The organism is Ruegeria sp. YTSC003 (assembly GCF_059609785.1).
The window spans coordinates 485,987-503,006 of the sequence record NZ_JBXWMK010000002.1 but is presented as its reverse complement, the minus strand read 5'-3'; the positions used below and the strand labels follow the sequence as shown (position 1 = coordinate 503,006).

Genomic DNA, 17,020 nt, shown 5'->3' with positions numbered 1-17,020 from the left:
AAGCCGGTCTTTCCCCTTGTTCGGCAGACCCCCGCCACCCCATGTTGGAAGAAAGAAAATTGGAGGGAAGACCTTGAATAAAATCGCTTTTCTAGCTGCAGTTCTGACGATGTCAGTTGCGGGCATGACCCATGCGGAAGAACGTCGCATCACCGTTGACGCGGCGGGAACCGTGCAGGCCGCGCCTGATATGGCGACTATTACTCTGGGCGTGACCAATGAAGACGGGCAGGCCTCAAACGCGATGAAGGCCACTTCGGAATCGGTGTCTCAGGTCCTGAGCCGGTTGCAGGAACTTGGGATCGAAACGCGTGATGTGCAGACCCGCGATGTGTCTTTGTCGCCGGTTTGGAACAACCGGAACAGCGCCAGCGGAGATCGACCCGAGATTTCCGGTTTTGTCGCCTCGAACCGAGTCGTAGTACGTGTGCGTGACCTGTCGCAGCTTGGTACGATCATGGACTCGGTTATCCAGGATGGAGCCAATGATTTTGGCGGGTTGAGCTTTGGCGTGCAGGATCCGAAACCGTTGCAAGCGCAGGCGCGGGCCAACGCTGTGGCCGAAGCGACCGCCAAGGCCGAGCAGTTGGCACAGGCGGCTAACGTGACACTCGGACCAGTTCAAGAGATCAGCGAACAGGTCGGTGGCGCGCGCGCCGTGGCCATGATGCGGGAATTCAGCGCTGCGGATGCAGGTGGTGTAGCGGTCGCAGGTGGCGAGGTGTCCGTTTCGGTCACCGTCACAATGGAATTCGAAATCTCTGAGTAACCTCAGACGCTTGCGCGGGCCTTCAAAGGTTGCCTTTGTTGGCCCGTCTGGTCAAAGTTGTCCGGCGAGAGCCAATCCTCAAAGGCGCTGCGGATGCGGGGCCATTCGCTGTCGAGGATGGAATACCACGCCGTATCCCGGTTGCGACCTTTGTAATGGGTGGCCTGTCGGAAAATACCTTCAAAGGTAAAGCCCAAACGCTCGGCCGCGCGACAGGACGGCGCGTTCAGCGCGTCGCACTTCCATTCGTAACGGCGATAGCCCAACTCATCGAACACGCGCCGCATCATCAGGAACATAGTCTCGGTCGATTGCGGGCTACGCTGCAATAAGGGTGAGAAGTGGATGTGTCCCACCTCGATCGCACCCGCCGCCGGGTCAATCCGCAGAAATGAAGCCATACCCACCGGCGTTTCGTTGCTATCCAGTACCGTGTGGAACATCGGATCGGAATCCATGCAGGTCTCACGGGTCCAATCCTCAAACTCGCGTTCGCCGTCGAACGGTCCATAGGCAAGGTAGGTCCAGTTGTTGCCATCTGTGTCGTTGGCAAACGCCCGGAACAACCCGGGCGCATGCCTGTTAACATCAAGCGGGACAACGGAACAATATCGGCCCTCCATCGGCGTGTAAGGTGGTGTAGGGCGAGGGAAATCGCCCGTTACCGGCAATCCGATGGGTTGGCCCAGATCATTGGTGTTGTGCCCGCTCATGGATCAGGCCGACGCTTTGGCCAGCGCCTGATCAAGATCGGCGATCAGGTCATCGGCGTCTTCGATACCAATGGACACCCGCACAACGCCGGGGCCAGCGCCTGCGGCCTCTTGCTGTTCCGGGGTCAGCTGCCGATGCGTGGTCGAGGCAGAGTGAATGATCAGCGACCTTGCATCACCCAAGTTGGCCACGTGGCTGAAAATCTCAAGCGCGTTGACCAGTTTGATGCACGCGTCATAGCCGCCCTTGACCGCGAAGGTGAACAGGGCTCCCGCGCCCTTCTTGTAATGCGTCTTCACCCGATCGTGGTACGGCGACGATGGCAGTCCGGCATAGGTGACATATTCCACGCGGTCATCCGCCTCGAGCCATGCGGCGATCTTTTGTGCGTTTTCGACGTGACGCTCCATCCGCAAAGACAGGGTCTCGATTCCCATCAGCGTATAGTGTGCCGCCTGCGGGTTCATGGTCATGCCCAGATCGCGCAGGCCAATGGCAATTCCGTGGAAAGTGAAGGCCAGCGGGCCGAAGGTCTCATGGAATTTAAGGCCGTGATACGCCTGCTCCGGCTCACTGAGAGAGGGGAACTTATCATTTGCTGACCAGTCGAATTTGCCCGAATCCACGATGCAGCCGCCGGTGACGGTGCCGTTGCCGGTCAGGTATTTGGTGGTCGAGTGCACGACCAGAGTCGCGCCGTGTTCGATCGGGCGGCACAGGTATGGCGTGGCCGAGGTGTTGTCGACGATCAGCGGAATGCCCGCAGCGTCAGACACATCCGCCAGCGCGCGGATGTCAGTGACATAGCCGCCGGGGTTGGCAATGGATTCGCAGAACACCGCACGGGTGTTTTCGTCGATTGCGTCTTTCACGGCGTCCAGATCATCGGTGTCGACAAACTTGGCAGACCAGCCAAAGCGTTTGATGGTCTGGCTGAACTGCGTGACCGTGCCGCCATAGAGGCGCGTCGAGGCGACCACATTGCAGCCCGGACCCATCAGCGGGAACAGCGCCATTATCTGTGCTGCGTGACCTGACGAGCAGCAAACCGCGCCGACGCCGCCTTCCAGCGTGGCGACACGTTCCTGCAGAACGGCCACGGTGGGGTTGGTCAGGCGGGAATAGATGAAACCAACTTCTTGCAGGTTGAACAGGGCGGCCGCGTGATCCGCGTCGCGGAACACATAGGCTGTCGTCTGATAAATCGGTGTCTGACGCGCGCCAGTTGCAGGATCGGGTCGGGCGCCCGCGTGAATTTGAAGCGTATCAAAACCGTAGGTGGGGCCGTCAGACATCTTGGAAATCTCCTGTTGGAAAGTGCGTTGCTGAATCTCTAGGCGATTGGGCGCGCGCAGACAACATTCCTGTCAGCGCATCCAAAGACCATTCTTGCGTATCGTGTTGCGAATAACCTGCTCGCGTTTGGGAAGGTTCTCGCGGTCGAACATGTCCCTGATCTTGTGACCTTTGCGCTGCAGAACCAGCTTCTTGATCGGGTCATATCCCTTGAGGACCTTCTTGACCCGGTTTGGCGCAACCACGGTTTCCAGCACCGCGACAGCGTGATCGCTTTCACGGGCGTAGAGCAGGGGGAACAGGCGGTAATGACAGCTGACCGATCCGTCCAGAAGACCTGCGGGCAGGGCATCGCGACCGCCGCCGAACGAGTGGATAACCAGCGGCAGTGCAGCCTGATCCAGCCAGGGGTCAAAATTCTGTCCTGCCATCTCGGGGATTTCGCCGTCGCGGATCGTGCAGGCATAGTCCAGAAAGCGCTTTCCGAAGGTGTGAGGGCAGGAATGAAAGAAATACCCGGCATTGAAGTACAGATAGCGCCGCCAGTAATCCACCGGTTGGCTGGTATCCAGCGAGCTGTCGAAATCCAGTCCGAACCTTTGATAAAGCGCCTTCCAGATCCCATCCAGTCCAGGACCATACAAGGTTGGTTTGGGCCAGGTTCCTTCGACCCTTAGCGATGCGCCGGGGCGGTCAAAGTCGAAGGGGACGCTGGTCAGATCGCCGGTGATCAGTGTGTCACTGTCGAAAAACACAAAGGGCTCACCCTCGGGCATGGCCAGCAAAGCTTCGATCTTGTTGCCATAAGGGTAACTGGCGCCAAATACTTTGTTTTCGAACGGCAAGATCTCGGCATCCAGCTGACGGAGTGCTTTCAGCAGATCCTCGTTCTGGATGGTAGGGTCCTGCGGCCAGCGTGGACCGGGTTGTGGAACAGCCACGAACAGTCGACCGGAAAAATCAGGGCTGCTGTGCCGCAGCGAGGCGGCAAACAAAAGGGCTTCGTATTGCAGACGGTTGTTTTGCCCGATGATAACGATGTTGAATTTCGGGGCGCTGGCCTGCATCCGGTGACTTTCAGTACTTGTGGGTGCCGTGGTCCGGCGCTGCTCGGGTTTCTTGTCGGACGTACAGTATGCAGGCGCGCCCGTCAAAACCAGATGCGATGCGTGCAATTTGAAAAATGTCGGCGCAATCCCATGTTAGGGACACGTCCCCGTTCAGGAGTGCCCCCATGAGGATCAACGCAGATTTCACCAAACGTGTTGCAGTTCATTTCGACCAGAATGAATGGATCGCGTCACCCGCCGCCGGTGTCGAACGCAAGATGCTGGATCGCATCGGCGAGGAGGTTGCCCGCGCAACGACAATCGTCCGTTTCGCTCCGGGCAGCGCATTTTCGGCCCACACCCATGACGGGGGAGAAGAATACTTGGTTCTGGACGGCGTTTTTCAGGACGAAACCGGAGATTTCCCGGTCGGCAGTTATGTGAGAAACCCTCCGACCTCGTCGCACACACCTTCGGCTAAAGAGGGGGCGACGATCTTGGTGAAGCTGCATCAGTTTGACCCGGATGATCGGACAGAGGTACGCCGCTCGATCAATGGTCAGGGGAATACTCAACTGTTCAAAGACGCGCATGAGGATGTCCGCGTGTTCAATCTTGCGGCGGGCGAGGCGTTGGATCTGGACGCGTCGCACGGAATGGAGCTGTTTGTGATCGAAGGCTCGCTGAGGGAATCTGACGAGGATTTCACGACCTGGGACTGGCTGAGGTTGCCTCCGGGCGCGCGATCTACCGCCGTGGCGGGTGCTTCGGGAGCGCGTGTTTGGACGAAAACAGGGCATTTGGCTCAGATGGTCTGATACGTTCGCTGCAAGAAAAACAGGCAGAAACAAAGGAAAACCGGGTCGATTGGTCCGGTTTTTTCATTTTTTGACCATTTGGCAAATTTTACCATTTGATAAAAAATTACTTTGTGGCAAGCTGAGGCCACAACAAACATATCTACAGGGAGTAGAGTGATGGCACAGGGCCAGATTGCCCCCGGCATTGTCTCCGGGCGGCTGTCCAGCGATGAGCTGACCTCGAATTTCACGGATTTGCATCCGCCACTGGCCCCCCATGAGGCCGCCGTGGCAGCGGATCGGTGCTATTTTTGTTACGACGCACCATGCGTCACAGCCTGTCCGACAGACATCGACATTCCGCTGTTCATGCGCCAGATTCAGGCTGGTCAGCCCGAAGCGGCGGGTGAGACCATTTTGGCGCAGAACATTCTGGGCGGCATGTGCGCCCGGGTTTGCCCGACTGAAACGCTGTGCGAAGAAGTCTGCGTGCGTGAAACCGCCGAAGGTTCACCGGTCGAAATCGGAAGGCTGCAGCGTTACGCGACGGACAGTGTGATGGTTGGCGGGAGTCATCCGTTCCAACGGGCCGCACCAACCGGCAAAACGGTTGCCGTAATCGGGGCAGGGCCTGCGGGTTTGGCCTGTGCGCACCGGCTGGCCATGTTTGGGCATGACGTGGTGATCCACGAAAGCCGCCCCAAACCGGGTGGGCTGAACGAATACGGGATCGCAGCGTATAAATCGACCAACGATTTTGCTCAGGCCGAAGTCGACTGGCTGCTGAAAATCGGCGGAATCTCGATTGAGACCGGTTCAGTTCTGGGCGAGGGGATCTCGCTGAAAGGGCTAGCCGAGAACTATGATGCAGTGTTTCTGTCTATTGGTCTTGCCGGGGTGAATGCCTTGCGCGCCGACGGGGTGGAAAAAGATGGTGTTCGCTTTGCAGTGGATTTCATTTCGGACGTGCGTCAGGCCTCTGATCTGGTTGATTTGCCCGTGGGTCGCAACGTGGTCGTCATCGGCGGCGGCATGACTGCAGTGGACGCTGCGGTGAAGTCGAAACTGTTGGGTGCCGAACATGTCACCATTGCCTATCGCCGTGGACGCGACGCAATGGGGGCCAGCCGGTACGAACAGGACCTCGCAGCCTCGCACGGCGTCAAGATCATGACCAATGTGCAACCTGTGGCCATCCATGGAAACGGGGCCGCGGTCGAGATCGAGTTGGAGTATACTGCCAGCCACGACGGTCAGCTTTCGGGCACCGGGGAAATGATCCGCTTGCCTGCAGATCAGGTCCTCAAGGCCATTGGCCAAAAGCTGGACGGCGCGCCGGAAGGGCTGAAGCTCGACGGCAACAAGATTGCTGTGTCTGGTGCCGGGCGTACCTCGATGGCGGGTGTCTGGGCTGGGGGCGACTGTGCGGCGGGAGGCGAAGACCTGACCGTGACCGCAGTGGCCGAGGGCCGTGATGCCGCGATGGACATCCACGCAACTCTGGTTTCGTGATAGGGTGGGGTATTCACCCCATTCCTTTCGCTGCTGAGGTATTCCCATGTCCCAGATCGAACAAGCCGTTGCCCTACACTATACCACCGGAGCCTTGACTGACCGCGTTCGCGCGGCGCTTGAGGCCAGTGGGATTGACCCGGACGCGGCCACTGTGGCCGATCTGAAGGCGGGGGATGAGTTCCACACCGGCGGCGTTCTGGCGACAGACAACCTGTTTGCGCAATTGTCACCGACCCACGCGACCCGTGTGCTGGATGTTGGCTGCGGCATCGGTGGGACGTCGCGGTACATCGTGGATCGTTATGACTCAACGGTGACCGGGGTCGACCTGACACCGGAGTTTGTCGAAACGGCCACGGCTTTGAGTCAGATTGTCGGTCATTCCGAAAAGACGAGTTTTCTGGTGGGCAGCGCACTGGACATGCCTGTGCCGGATGCAGGCTTCGATCTTGCTGTCATGATGCATGTCGGGATGAACATCGAAAACAAGGCTGGCCTTTTCACGGAAGTGTCGCGCGCGCTGGCCTGGGATGGGACCTTTGCCCTGTTTGATGTGATGGGTGGGGAAGTTGCCGAGCCACTGGCCTATCCTTTGCCATGGTCGATTGTCGCCGAGACATCTTTTGTTGATGCGCCAGAGGTTTACAAAGACGCCGCCGCAGCGGCGGGCTTCGAATTGGTCACCGAGACGGACCGGACCGACTTCGCGCTGACCTTTTTCGAAGAGGTGTTTGCGCGCATCGCCGAAAGCGGCCCGCCGCCCTTGGGCATCCACCTGATGATGGGCGAGACGGCGCCTGAAAAGTTTCAAAACTACGTCACGAACCTCAAGGCCGGGCGCATTCGTCCGACCGAAATGATATTCAAGAAAACCGGCTGAGCCGGGAAGGGAGAAGCCATGGCCGATCTGACAACAAACTTTCTGGGCATTTCCAGCCCCAATCCTTACTGGCTCGCCTCGGCGCCGCCGACAGACAAGGAATACAATGTGCGCCGCGCATTCGAGGCCGGGTGGGGCGGTGTCGTCTGGAAAACGCTCGGGTCCGAGGGGCCGCCGGTCGTAAACGTGAACGGGCCGCGCTACGGCGCGATCTATGGCGCGGATCGCCGCCTGTTGGGTCTCAACAACATCGAACTGATCACCGACCGCCCGCTTGAGGTGAACCTTGAAGAAATGGCCCGGGTTAAGGCGGACTATCCAGATCGCGCGCTGATCGCGTCGATCATGGTGCCCTGCGAGGAAGAGGCCTGGAAAGCAATCCTGCCGCGTGTCGAAGAAACCGGCGCGGACGGGATCGAGCTGAACTTTGGCTGCCCGCACGGGATGAGCGAGCGTGGCATGGGCGCAGCCGTAGGGCAGGTGCCGGAATATATCGAGATGGTCACCCGCTGGTGCAAGAAATACTATGACCGGCCCGTGATCGTGAAGCTGACGCCAAACATCACTGATGTTCGCAAGCCTGCCGAGGCGGCGAAAAACGGTGGCGCGGATGCGGTGTCACTGATCAACACGATCAATTCGATCACCAGCGTTGATTTGGACACGTTCAGCCCGGAACCATCGATTGATGGCAAGGGCAGCCACGGTGGGTATTGTGGCCCGGCGGTCAAGCCAATTGCCCTGTCGATGGTATCCGAGATCGCCCGCGCCGAAGCCACCCATGGCTTGCCGATTTCCGGCATTGGCGGCGTGACCACATGGCGCGATGCGGCAGAGTTCATGTCTCTGGGCTGTGGAAACGTCCAGGTGTGTACTGCAGCTATGACTTACGGCTTTAAGATCATCGACGAACTGACTGCAGGTCTGTCCAAGTGGATGGACGAAAAAGGGTACACAAACGTGTCCGAGTTTGTCGGTCGTGCCGTTCCGAACGTGACTGACTGGCAGTATCTGAACCTAAACTACGTGGCCAAGGCCAAGATCGATCAGGACCAGTGCATCAAATGCGGTCGCTGCTATGCCGCGTGCGAAGACACCAGCCACCAGGCGATTTCCATGTCCGATGATCGGGTATTCGAGGTCATGGATGACGAATGCGTCGCCTGTAACTTGTGCGTAGACGTGTGCCCAGTGGATGGATGTATCTCAATGGTGCCAATGGCCGCGGGCGAGGTTGATCCGCGTACAGGGCAGGAAGTTCAGCCGGAATATGCGAATTGGACGACCCATCCAAACAACCCGATGGCCAAAGCTGCCGAGTAATTTGGTTGCTAAAAACAAGAAGGGGCCCCAAAGCGTGGGCCCCTTACTAATTGTGCTGTTGACCACGTGGATGGCGGTTATTGCCCCAACTGAACAGTGTCTCCAAAGACCCGCAGCTTCATCTCGTTTCGCTAGATCAGGTAGGTCGACAAGATCGGCGCATAGCTGAGCAGTATTAACACAGCGGCCACTGCAATCAGGAACGGCCAAAGCGATTTCAGAATTGCTCCGGGGGTCGTGCCGCTCATGGATGAGGTGATATAGAGGCCGATCCCGACGGGTGGCGTAAGCAGGCCAAGAACAAGGTTCAGGCATACAACAACTCCGAACTGGTAGGGGCTGATGTCGTAGGATCCAGTGGCAATCGGTAACAAAATAGGGGTGATCAGGATGATGGCGGCGATCCCGTCGATCACCATCCCTACCAACAGCAGGGCGGCATTTACGATCAGCAGAAACATGAACGGGTTGGATGTGATGGATGTGATCAACCCGGCGAGCTGCTGCGGTATTTCCTCGTAGATGATGACCCAGCCAAATACGCTGGCCGCGGCGATCATGAACAGGATCATCGACGCATTTGCGGCTGTTCGTTTGAACATCTCGCCCAGATTCTGCGGCTTCAGATCTCCGTAAATCAGCCACCCGACCAGAAATGCGATTAGCGAAGCGATGGCGGCGGATTCCGTTGGCGTTGCAATGCCAAACAAAATGCCGCCGATGATCGAAACCGGGATCAGCATGGCGGGCAGGGCGGCGATCAGGGCTTGTACGGCATCTTTGCGGGACATCCAGACTCCCTTGGGGAATTGCTGAACACATCCAATTAACGTGATTACCAGTGCAAAAGCTCCGGCCAAAAGCAATCCGGGAATGATCCCGGCTATGAACATGTCGCCGATTGGTATCTGTGCCAGAACGCCGAAAATAACAAACATCATCGACGGCGGGATGACCGGCGCCAACAGGCCACCGGCGGCTGTTGTGGCAGCGGCGAAGCCCTTGCTGTATCCTTCTTCTTCCATCGCGGGGACCATGGCGCGCGACATAACGGCGATCTGCGCAGTGGCCGAGCCGATGATGGCGGCCATGAACATATTCGCCAGCAGGTTGATATAGGCCAGCCCACCCCGAAACCCGCCCACGAAAACGCGCGCCAAGGCGACCAGGCGGCGTGTCATGCCGCCTTCATTCATCAATTCTCCGGTCAGCATGAAGAGCGGGATAGCCAGCAGGCCGTAGTTTTCCAGCCCGCCAAACATCTTCTGGGCGAAACTGTCATAAAGAACCGTGTTCCCACTTTCCCAGATGTACCAGATCGCGGTGATCGCCAGTACGATGGCGACGGGGACCGACAAAAGCAGGGTCGCCAGAAAGACAATAGGACTCATGCCCGCAACCCTCGTTCAGGTCGCGCTACAAGATGCATTGTTGAATGCAGCGTGGCCCCCAAGGCAAATAGCCACATCACGAACCAAAACAGGAATTTTGGCAGCCCGAGTGTCGAGGTCGGCTCAGCATAAATGAAGTTGAACGTGTTGCCCTGAAAAGCCATTGCGTCGAACCCAGTGCGGGCGATGTCCAAAGGCAGAAACCAGCGCCAGCAGACCCACAGCATCGCGATTGCAAAAATGAAGACAACGACATCGACCGCTTTTTGGATGATTGCCCGGGCTTGAGGCGGAACCAGATCCACAAGGATCGTGATCGAGACCGAATTGCGGTGATGTAACGCCGCGGATGCGCCAAGGAATGTCATCCACACCATGGCATAGATTGCCAGTTCATCCACCCAGAACAAGGCGTTACCCGCAGTGCGCGTCACGACATTCAACAAGATCAATAGGGTGACGCAAACGGCCAGTGCTGCAGCACACCATAACTCAACCCACGCCCACGCTGCAGACAGCCGGTATAACATCGCCGATCCCCTATGGAAAAGGGCGCAGGATTGACCTGCGCCCTTTCCTTGAAACGTTCAACTTTATTTGGTTTCTGCCGCAGTCTCCCGCAGCGCGTCAAGGGACGAGGTTTTTTCAGACCAGATGCCGTTCCACTCCTCAATAGCGTCGCCAAAGAATGAGGCATCGACTTTCTTGTAGGCCTTGCCGGTTCCCTCGATCTGTTCCAGCCACTTCGCTTCGTTGGCAACGTAGGCGTCGATGGTGCTGTCGACGTGTTTTGCCATCAATTCACCGATCATTGCGCGGTCTTCTTCGGACAGTCCCGCCCAGACTTTGGCCGAGACCAGCCCGACCATCGGGAACATCATGTGGTCGGATTGAACGATCGTGTCGGCGTGATCGTAGTATTTTAGCACCCAGATCAGTTCAGCATCCATATCAATGGCATCGACCTGCCCATTGGCCAGCGCGTCATAGACCGCAGGCAGCGGCATCGGCGTCGGGGCAGCTCCGACCGCGTTGTAGAAATCGAGGATAGGCGTGAACGGCGTGATCCGCAGTTTCAGGCCCGACAGATCCTCTGCCGAAGACACATCGCCCCGGCTGACGATCTGGCGCAGCCCGGCCATACCGTAACCTAGGCCTACAACGCCAACCTGACCAGGCAGGGGTTCCAGCATCGATTTTGCGGCATCCGAACGCAGGATGCGCCCCGCGTGGCCGATATCATCCGCGAGATACGGCGCATAAAACGCACCCAGCTCAGGTGCGCGGTTCGACACTTCGGCCACGGTCATGAATGCCATGTCCAGCGCGCCGGTTTGCAATTGTTGCAGCATCTCTGCCTCGTTGCCCAACTGACGGGCAGGGAATACAGATACGGTATGGGCACCACCGCTGGCTTCGTTCAGCTCGGCCCCAAAGGACTCGGCCGCCTTGGTCCAGATATGCGGAGGTGGCGTGATCAGGCCCAGACGGAATTCATCTGCATGGGCAGCTAGCGATGTCACAGCAAGCGCTGCAGCCGAAGCGGCGATCTTAGCAAAATGTTTCATGTTCTTCCCTGTTGTTTGTTCATCTCAGAGTGTGACCCAGCCCTCTGGCGGCTCTTTTCCCGGATGCACGGTCTGGCAGTTCGGGCATGTTCTGTCTTCTTCTGATGAATAGAATTTTTCGTAGACCGGCGGCAAGTCCTTGACGATAGACTGCAATTGCATCTCGGCCCGATGAACGCGGGTGCCGCATTCAAAGCAATACCATTCGATCGCGTCCAGCTCGCCTGTTTGCCGTTTGGGTTCGATCACCAATCCGATTGAGCCTTCCTGCGGTCTTTGTGGTGAATGGCGCACATGCGGCGGCAGCAAGAAGATCTCACCTTCGCGGATCGGAACGTCATAGAATTCCTCTCCGTCATACAGCTTCAGCACCATGTCGCCTTCTAGCTGATAGAAGAACTCTTCAACTGGATCGTCGTGATAGTCGGTTCGCTTGTTCGGCCCGCCGACGACGGTGACCATCAGGTCGGCATCCTCCCACACCTGTTGATTGCCGACAGGTGGTTTCAGCAGGTGACGGTGTTCGTCGATCCATTTCTGAAAGTTGAATGCACTTAACTTCGACATGTCCCACTCCCTGTTAGTAGAAGTTTGGCCGGTTTTTTCATAACCGCAAAGAAATTATCCGCATCTAGATATCCGATTTGCTTATATCGATGTGGCTATGGCTTCAGGCCGCATTCCGCGAACCCTTTGCGGATGATCTCTTTTTCCGCCTCGGTCAGTTCCAGCATTGGGGGTCGCACACGCCCTCCGACCTGTCCCAGCAGCTCTTGCCAGTATTTTCCAAAAGCGGTGGGTTTGCCTGCAGGTTTGGTTCGCTTCATCGCGTCCCGAACCGGGTTCAGGCTGTCAAACACCTTGCGCGCCTCATCTGCTTTGCCGGCAAACGCCAGCCGCGTGTATTCGTTCATGCGCTGATCGTTCTTGGACTGGATCTGATAGGGCGGGGACGAGCATAGGTACAATTTCCAATCAAGCTCCAGAATATTGTCCAACCATTCATGTTCGGCCGAGGTTGAGACATGGATTTTGTCTCCAACCATATGGGTCAGTTTCACATACATCTCACGTGGGACTGAGTATTTGATCGCCACGATATTGGGCAGCTCTGCAATTCGCGCGCACTCCTCGGGCTGCATCAGGTAGCCGCTGTCAGGGTGGCTCCACATCGCGATCCCGATGTCCAGTTCATCGCAGAACCGTTTGTAGTACTGGTAGAGAACTTCGCCACGATCCTGAACGAAGCTCAGGACAGGCGCGTGCAGAACTATGTAATCAGCTCCGCAATCCTGCGCATGACGGGCCAGTTCCAGCGCGGTGTCCATGTTCTGGTCCGAGACCGAGACGATCACACCGGCCTTGCCCGCGCATTCATCGACCGCAATTTCAAAGTTGCGCTTGCGCTCATCAAGGCTCATCGAAAAAAACTCGCCCTGTTTCCCCGCAACGAACAGGCCCTGAATATCCAGATCGTCGATCCAGTGACGAATGTTTGACCTCAGGCCTGCCTCATTCAGTGACAAATCATCGTTGAACGGGTTCAGGGCCGCCGCCCAGATACCGGTCATGTGCGCGCGCGCATAGGCTTTTGCATCGTGTTTAGAGTAATTCATATCAGGCGGACCTTCTGGTTATGCTGCTATGAAAGCCCGATCATCTCTTCTGATCCAATGCGAAAGCTGGGAATTGGATATCAGAAATTAGAATATCCATAGAATATCAATTTAGGAATCTTTGGCTCTGGGTTAAGTTTGCCGCATGAAGATTGGATTGATTGGAAAAGGCGCGATCGCGCAGCATGTCTTGGATGCGATTCAGGCGCGAGGGCATCAGGTTCATGCGGTTCTGGTTCGCGCAAGCAGCGTTTCGCAGGATCCGGATTTATTTGTGAGCTCTGTAAAAGATCTCACTTCCAGAGCAGATCTGGTGATCGACTGCGCGGGCCATCACGCGTTGGCGGAGTACGGTCCTCAGGTTTTGTCCCGTGGAATTGATATGGTCACCGTATCCATCGGCGCATTGGCAGACCGGCAGGTCGCGGATGCACTGGAGTCCTCTGCTCGCGGCGGGGGGGCCAAGCTGCACCTGGCCAGTGGCGCCATCGGTGCGCTGGATTGTCTTGGTGCGGCTGCGACCGGCAAGTTGGACAAGGTTATCTATGTCGGGCGCAAGCCACCGCAGGGCTGGAAAGGTTCAATCGCTGAGGACAAGTTAGACCTCGCAAATCTCACCAAGCCGGAAACGCATTTCAATGGCACCGCTCGTGAGGCCGCGTTGAATTATCCCAAAAATGCAAACGTGGCGGCGGCAGTCGCTTTGGCTGGGCTAGGGTTCGACGACACGCAGGTTCAACTGATTGCGGACCCTTCAGCCAACGGCAACACTCACGAGATCGAGGCCCAAGGCGAATTCGGGCGGTTTCATTTCCAGATCAGCGGCAAGTCCCTGCCGGACAATCCACGCAGCTCGGCCTTGGCCGCGATGAGTGTGGTGGCAAAGCTCGAGCAGCTTCTGGACCCAATTGTGATCTGACCATGGTGGGACGTCACTCACGCATCGTCGATCGCGCCCTGACCCGGCTGAAACTGCGCCAACTGCGCCTGCTGGTTGCTGTGGGTGCGCATGGCAACATCCAGAACGCAGCACGCGAGCTGGGTATTTCTCAACCCGCAGCAACCAAGATGATTCAGGATCTGGAACTGGATTTTGAGGTCAAGCTGTTTAGCCGGACCAATCGGGGTGTGATTCCGACCGTGTTCGGAGAAACTTTGATACGTCACGGCAAGCTAATCTTTGCCCAGGTCTCGAACGCTGCGCAGGAACTGGATGACCTGAACGAAGGCAATGCAGGCCGCGTGGTGGTGGGCACTTTGTTGGCGGCCTCAACCAGCCTGCTGCCGGCCGCCATTGAAATCCTTTTGGCTGACCGCCCGAATGTGGCGATCAAGATCAACGAGGGCACGAACGAAGTCCTAATGCCGAGGTTGCTTTCGGGCGAAATCGACATGGTAGTCGGGCGGCTTCCCTCTCATAGGCACCGTGACAAGATCAGGCAGGAAAAGCTGTTTGAAGACCGCATTTTGGCGATTGTCGGCAATCAGCATCCTCTTGCGGGTCGCCCGGATGTTTCCTTCGCTCAGACCAAACCCTTTGGCTGGATCGTCCCGCCGCTGGAAACCACATTGCGGCGTCAGCTGGATCATTTCTTTGTTGGCCAGCAGCAATACGTTCCGCCCGTGACGATCGAATCCGTGTCCTACCTGACCAATCGCGCTTTGCTGCAGTCGCGCGATCTGATCGGGCTTATGCCGGCCGAGGTCGTGTCGCAGGACATCGCCCACGGCTACCTGTCGCCGCTGGACTGGGATGTCACATTTGGGCAGGGGCCGATTGGTGTCTCATTCCGGGCGGATGATGATCTTTCCCCCGCTGGTCGTGCATTTAAGGCAGCGCTGCATCAGGCGGTGAAACAAAAGTGAGGTCAGGTATTCGTCAAATTGATATCAGTATTCACCCAATTCACTTGAAGTAATGCCAGTCATTGCGTGATTTGAAATGGTCAAAGTCGGAGGCACCGGTTTCATGTATCCTGAGCTTAAGCTGTTTATTGCAGGCAAATGGCGCACAGCCAAACGGGACATACCGGTCGTGAATCCAGCGACCGAGGGCGAAATCGGGCGTCTTCCCTGCGCGTCAAAGCAGGATCTGGATGACGCCCTGGATGCGGCCGTCAAAGGTTTCCGACTATGGAGCCGCACCTCGCCGCGCGACCGTTCTGACACGATCTTGCGAGCCGCCGCGCTGATGCGTGAGCGTCAGGAAGAAATTGCCCAGGCCATCACTCTGGAACATGGCAAACCACTGAAACAGGCCCGTCTCGAAGTGATCCGAGGGGCCGAGTTCTTTGAATGGGACGCGGGCGAGGCGATGCGGACCTATGGGCGGGTCATCCCTGCGGCTCCGGGACACAAGTTTTCCGTTCATCACCAGCCTATCGGTGTCGTCGCGGCCTTTTCACCCTGGAACTTCCCGATGAGCCAACCAGCACGAAAAATTGCCGGAGCACTGGCTTCGGGCTGCTCGATCATACTGAAGGCGGCAGAAGAAACACCCGCCGGGGCAATACATATTGCAAAAGCCTTTGAAGATGCCGGTCTTCCTGCGGGCGTCCTGAACCTGGTGTTCGGAGAGCCGGAAGAAATCTCAGACCACCTCATCCCGCAGGATCCTGTAAGGCTTGTGGCTTTCACCGGCTCAACCGCTGTAGGGCGGCATCTGACTACCTTGGCCTCAGAACATATGACTTCGGTGCTGATGGAACTTGGTGGCCACGCGCCAGTAATTGTCTGCGAAGACACAGATGTGAAAGTGGCCGGGACCTCAAGCGCAGTTCGAAAAATGCGCAATGCCGGGCAGGTGTGCACATCGCCCACAAGGTTCTTTGTGCATGAAAGCATCTTTGAAGATTACGCCAAAGCTTTTGTTGAACGCGCTGCAGCAACTGTTGTCGGAAACGGAATGGACCAAAATGTGGAAATGGGGCCTCTGGCAAATGACCGGCGGGCGCCTGCACTGACCGAATTGGTGGAAGACGCCCGTGAAAAGGGTGCGACGGTTGCCACGGGTGGCGCCAAACATCGCGACAAAGGATATTTTTTTCAGCCCACCGTCCTGCTGAACGTGCCCGACAACGCCCGGATCATGCAGGAGGAACCTTTTGGTCCGGTGGCTGTGATCAATCCAGTGTCCTCACTGGATGACGCAATCGGCAAGGCAAACTCAGTGCCCTATGGGCTGGCCGGTTATGCATTTACAAATCGCGCAGACTATATTGATCGATTGATTGATGAGGTTGAGGTTGGTAACCTGTCGATCAACACGCTGGAGGCTTCCATGCCCGAAACCCCCTTTGGTGGGGTGAAATCCAGCGGTTATGGTCGCGAAGGCGGCACCGAGGGGCTGGACAACTACATGGTTGTCAAGAATGTGTGGCATTCCGCCAATATTACCTGAGAATAGGGACCGCCGAAAAAAGCGGTTCTTCTATGGCGTAAGAAGTTTCCGATACAGCGTGTCGATAAACGGTTCGGCCCCCTCAAAGGGATCTTCGTCACCCAGAATGGCACGGACCTGAACGTCGAAGTCGGCGTAATGCTGTGTCAGCGCCCAGATTGAAAAAATCAGGTGATGGGGGTGCAGGCGCGCGATTTTGCCCTGATCCATCCACTGTGTGAGTATTGCCGTCTTCTCATCCACCAGAGATTTTAGGTCGTGCGACAGAGATTCGTGGATGCGCGGAGCGCCTTGAACCAGCTCGTTTGCAAATAAGCGGCTTTCGCGCGGCAGATCTCGGCTCATTTCCAGCTTGCGGCGGATATAGGCGAGGATTTCTTCCATCGGATCGCCATCCGCGTCCAGATCATGCAGTGGGGCAAGCCAGACCTCCAGCAGGCCTGACAGCAGGGCTGTGTGGATCGCCTCTTTCGACGGGAAATAATACAACAGGTTCGGCTTGCTCAGCCCGGCCTCGGTGGCGATTTGATCGACGGTCGCCCCACGGAAACCATGCGCCGAAAACACGTTCAGCGCGGCCTCGAGAATCGCGGCGCGGTTCTTTTTCTGAATTCGGGTCGGGGCGCGGTCTTTGGGCATGTTTCCTGACTGTCTCTTTTTCCGCCAAGCGGGCACCAAATATGCCGAATTTTCCGGCGG

Annotated in this window: 17 protein-coding genes; 8 read left to right on the top strand and 9 right to left on the bottom strand. The window is 57.2% G+C overall.

All coding sequences use genetic code 11. From position 1 onward, the window contains the following. Nucleotides 1–73: 73 nt before the first annotated feature. Nucleotides 74–769 (top strand): SIMPL domain-containing protein, encoded by a 696-nt coding sequence (locus tag AC2FFH_RS06210; RefSeq protein ID WP_496766740.1) that lies wholly within the window; start codon nt 74–76, stop codon nt 767–769. Nucleotides 770–771: 2 nt separating this feature from the next. Here the strand turns inward: AC2FFH_RS06210 and AC2FFH_RS06205 are convergent, their stop codons facing one another. The 3 genes from AC2FFH_RS06205 to AC2FFH_RS06195 form a co-directional block, all read right to left on the bottom strand. Then, nucleotides 772–1,482 (bottom strand): GNAT family N-acetyltransferase, encoded by a 711-nt coding sequence (locus AC2FFH_RS06205; RefSeq protein WP_496843980.1) that lies wholly within the window; start codon nt 1,480–1,482, stop codon nt 772–774. A 3-nt stretch (nt 1,483–1,485) separates the two neighbouring features. After that, a complete protein-coding gene (locus AC2FFH_RS06200) occupies nt 1,486–2,778 on the bottom strand; it encodes an O-acetylhomoserine aminocarboxypropyltransferase/cysteine synthase family protein (protein ID WP_496776453.1) in 1,293 nt (430 codons plus the stop codon). A gap of 72 nt (nt 2,779–2,850) precedes the next feature. Further along, nucleotides 2,851–3,846, bottom strand: a complete 996-nt coding sequence (locus AC2FFH_RS06195) for a GT-B fold glycosyltransferase domain-containing protein (RefSeq protein WP_496766736.1) — start codon at nt 3,844–3,846, stop codon at nt 2,851–2,853. A 167-nt stretch (nt 3,847–4,013) separates the two neighbouring features. Here AC2FFH_RS06195 and AC2FFH_RS06190 point away from each other — a divergent pair, with 167 nt between their 5' ends. The 4 genes from AC2FFH_RS06190 (at nt 4,014) to preA (ending at nt 8,346) form a co-directional block, all read left to right on the top strand. Further along, a complete protein-coding gene (locus AC2FFH_RS06190) occupies nt 4,014–4,646 on the top strand; it encodes a cupin domain-containing protein (RefSeq protein ID WP_496719995.1) in 633 nt (210 codons plus the stop codon). 159 nt (nt 4,647–4,805) lie between these two features. Then, nucleotides 4,806–6,140: an NAD(P)-dependent oxidoreductase gene (locus AC2FFH_RS06185; RefSeq protein ID WP_496766734.1), complete on the top strand. Its 1,335-nt coding sequence runs from the start codon at nt 4,806–4,808 to the stop codon at nt 6,138–6,140. 46 nt (nt 6,141–6,186) lie between these two features. Next, nucleotides 6,187–7,023 carry a methyltransferase domain-containing protein gene (locus AC2FFH_RS06180; protein ID WP_496766732.1) on the top strand — a complete coding sequence of 279 codons (837 nt, stop codon included), beginning with the start codon at nt 6,187–6,189 and terminating at the stop codon, nt 7,021–7,023. 18 nt (nt 7,024–7,041) lie between these two features. Continuing rightward, the gene (gene preA, locus AC2FFH_RS06175; protein WP_496766730.1) at nt 7,042–8,346 is read left to right on the top strand and encodes an NAD-dependent dihydropyrimidine dehydrogenase subunit PreA; all 1,305 of its coding nucleotides are present in this window, start codon (nt 7,042–7,044) and stop codon (nt 8,344–8,346) included. Nucleotides 8,347–8,477: 131 nt separating this feature from the next. Here the strand turns inward: preA and AC2FFH_RS06170 are convergent, their stop codons facing one another. The 5 genes from AC2FFH_RS06170 to AC2FFH_RS06150 form a co-directional block, all read right to left on the bottom strand. After that, nucleotides 8,478–9,737: a TRAP transporter large permease gene (locus tag AC2FFH_RS06170; protein ID WP_496843979.1), complete on the bottom strand. Its 1,260-nt coding sequence runs from the start codon at nt 9,735–9,737 to the stop codon at nt 8,478–8,480. Next, nucleotides 9,734–10,267, bottom strand: a complete 534-nt coding sequence (locus tag AC2FFH_RS06165; RefSeq protein WP_496738720.1) for a TRAP transporter small permease — start codon at nt 10,265–10,267, stop codon at nt 9,734–9,736. Before AC2FFH_RS06165 ends, AC2FFH_RS06170 begins: the two co-directional genes overlap by 4 nt. A gap of 63 nt (nt 10,268–10,330) precedes the next feature. Beyond that, nucleotides 10,331–11,305 (bottom strand): TRAP transporter substrate-binding protein, encoded by a 975-nt coding sequence (locus tag AC2FFH_RS06160; protein WP_496738719.1) that lies wholly within the window; start codon nt 11,303–11,305, stop codon nt 10,331–10,333. A gap of 24 nt (nt 11,306–11,329) precedes the next feature. Further along, entirely contained in the window at nt 11,330–11,872 is a 543-nt protein-coding gene (locus AC2FFH_RS06155; RefSeq protein WP_058273852.1) for a 3-hydroxyanthranilate 3,4-dioxygenase, read from the bottom strand. A 95-nt stretch (nt 11,873–11,967) separates the two neighbouring features. After that, nucleotides 11,968–12,921 carry a dihydrodipicolinate synthase family protein gene (locus tag AC2FFH_RS06150; RefSeq protein WP_496843978.1) on the bottom strand — a complete coding sequence of 318 codons (954 nt, stop codon included), beginning with the start codon at nt 12,919–12,921 and terminating at the stop codon, nt 11,968–11,970. Between the two features lie 145 nt (nt 12,922–13,066). On the opposite strand from AC2FFH_RS06150, the gene AC2FFH_RS06145 reads away from it, so the two are divergent. The 3 genes from AC2FFH_RS06145 to AC2FFH_RS06135 all read left to right on the top strand — a co-directional run bounded on the left by AC2FFH_RS06145 (nt 13,067) and on the right by AC2FFH_RS06135 (nt 16,321). Beyond that, complete coding sequence (locus AC2FFH_RS06145; protein ID WP_496766719.1) at nt 13,067–13,840, top strand: aspartate dehydrogenase; 774 nt, start codon at nt 13,067–13,069, stop codon at nt 13,838–13,840. 2 nt (nt 13,841–13,842) lie between these two features. Continuing rightward, nucleotides 13,843–14,787, top strand: coding sequence for a LysR substrate-binding domain-containing protein (locus tag AC2FFH_RS06140; protein ID WP_496843977.1), 945 nt, complete (start codon nt 13,843–13,845; stop codon nt 14,785–14,787). A gap of 76 nt (nt 14,788–14,863) precedes the next feature. After that, nucleotides 14,864–16,321 carry an NAD-dependent succinate-semialdehyde dehydrogenase gene (locus AC2FFH_RS06135; protein WP_496843976.1) on the top strand — a complete coding sequence of 486 codons (1,458 nt, stop codon included), beginning with the start codon at nt 14,864–14,866 and terminating at the stop codon, nt 16,319–16,321. A 30-nt stretch (nt 16,322–16,351) separates the two neighbouring features. Here the strand turns inward: AC2FFH_RS06135 and AC2FFH_RS06130 are convergent, their stop codons facing one another. Beyond that, nucleotides 16,352–16,960: a TetR family transcriptional regulator C-terminal domain-containing protein gene (locus AC2FFH_RS06130; RefSeq protein WP_496738714.1), complete on the bottom strand. Its 609-nt coding sequence runs from the start codon at nt 16,958–16,960 to the stop codon at nt 16,352–16,354. Nucleotides 16,961–17,020 lie beyond the last annotated feature (60 nt).

Coding starts and splice junctions, on each gene's coding strand:
- AC2FFH_RS06205 (WP_496843980.1), bottom strand. CDS start 1,482: ATGAGCGGGCACAACACCAATGATCTGGGCCAACCCATCGGATTGCCG.
- AC2FFH_RS06200 (WP_496776453.1), bottom strand. CDS start 2,778: ATGTCTGACGGCCCCACCTACGGTTTTGATACGCTTCAAATTCACGCG.
- AC2FFH_RS06195 (WP_496766736.1), bottom strand. CDS start 3,846: ATGCAGGCCAGCGCCCCGAAATTCAACATCGTTATCATCGGGCAAAAC.
- AC2FFH_RS06190 (WP_496719995.1), top strand. CDS start 4,014: ATGAGGATCAACGCAGATTTCACCAAACGTGTTGCAGTTCATTTCGAC.
- AC2FFH_RS06185 (WP_496766734.1), top strand. CDS start 4,806: ATGGCACAGGGCCAGATTGCCCCCGGCATTGTCTCCGGGCGGCTGTCC.
- AC2FFH_RS06180 (WP_496766732.1), top strand. CDS start 6,187: ATGTCCCAGATCGAACAAGCCGTTGCCCTACACTATACCACCGGAGCC.
- preA (WP_496766730.1), top strand. CDS start 7,042: ATGGCCGATCTGACAACAAACTTTCTGGGCATTTCCAGCCCCAATCCT.
- AC2FFH_RS06170 (WP_496843979.1), bottom strand. CDS start 9,737: ATGAGTCCTATTGTCTTTCTGGCGACCCTGCTTTTGTCGGTCCCCGTC.
- AC2FFH_RS06165 (WP_496738720.1), bottom strand. CDS start 10,267: ATGTTATACCGGCTGTCTGCAGCGTGGGCGTGGGTTGAGTTATGGTGT.
- AC2FFH_RS06160 (WP_496738719.1), bottom strand. CDS start 11,305: ATGAAACATTTTGCTAAGATCGCCGCTTCGGCTGCAGCGCTTGCTGTG.
- AC2FFH_RS06155 (WP_058273852.1), bottom strand. CDS start 11,872: ATGTCGAAGTTAAGTGCATTCAACTTTCAGAAATGGATCGACGAACAC.
- AC2FFH_RS06150 (WP_496843978.1), bottom strand. CDS start 12,921: ATGAATTACTCTAAACACGATGCAAAAGCCTATGCGCGCGCGCACATG.
- AC2FFH_RS06145 (WP_496766719.1), top strand. CDS start 13,067: ATGAAGATTGGATTGATTGGAAAAGGCGCGATCGCGCAGCATGTCTTG.
- AC2FFH_RS06140 (WP_496843977.1), top strand. CDS start 13,843: ATGGTGGGACGTCACTCACGCATCGTCGATCGCGCCCTGACCCGGCTG.
- AC2FFH_RS06135 (WP_496843976.1), top strand. CDS start 14,864: ATGGTCAAAGTCGGAGGCACCGGTTTCATGTATCCTGAGCTTAAGCTG.
- AC2FFH_RS06130 (WP_496738714.1), bottom strand. CDS start 16,960: ATGCCCAAAGACCGCGCCCCGACCCGAATTCAGAAAAAGAACCGCGCC.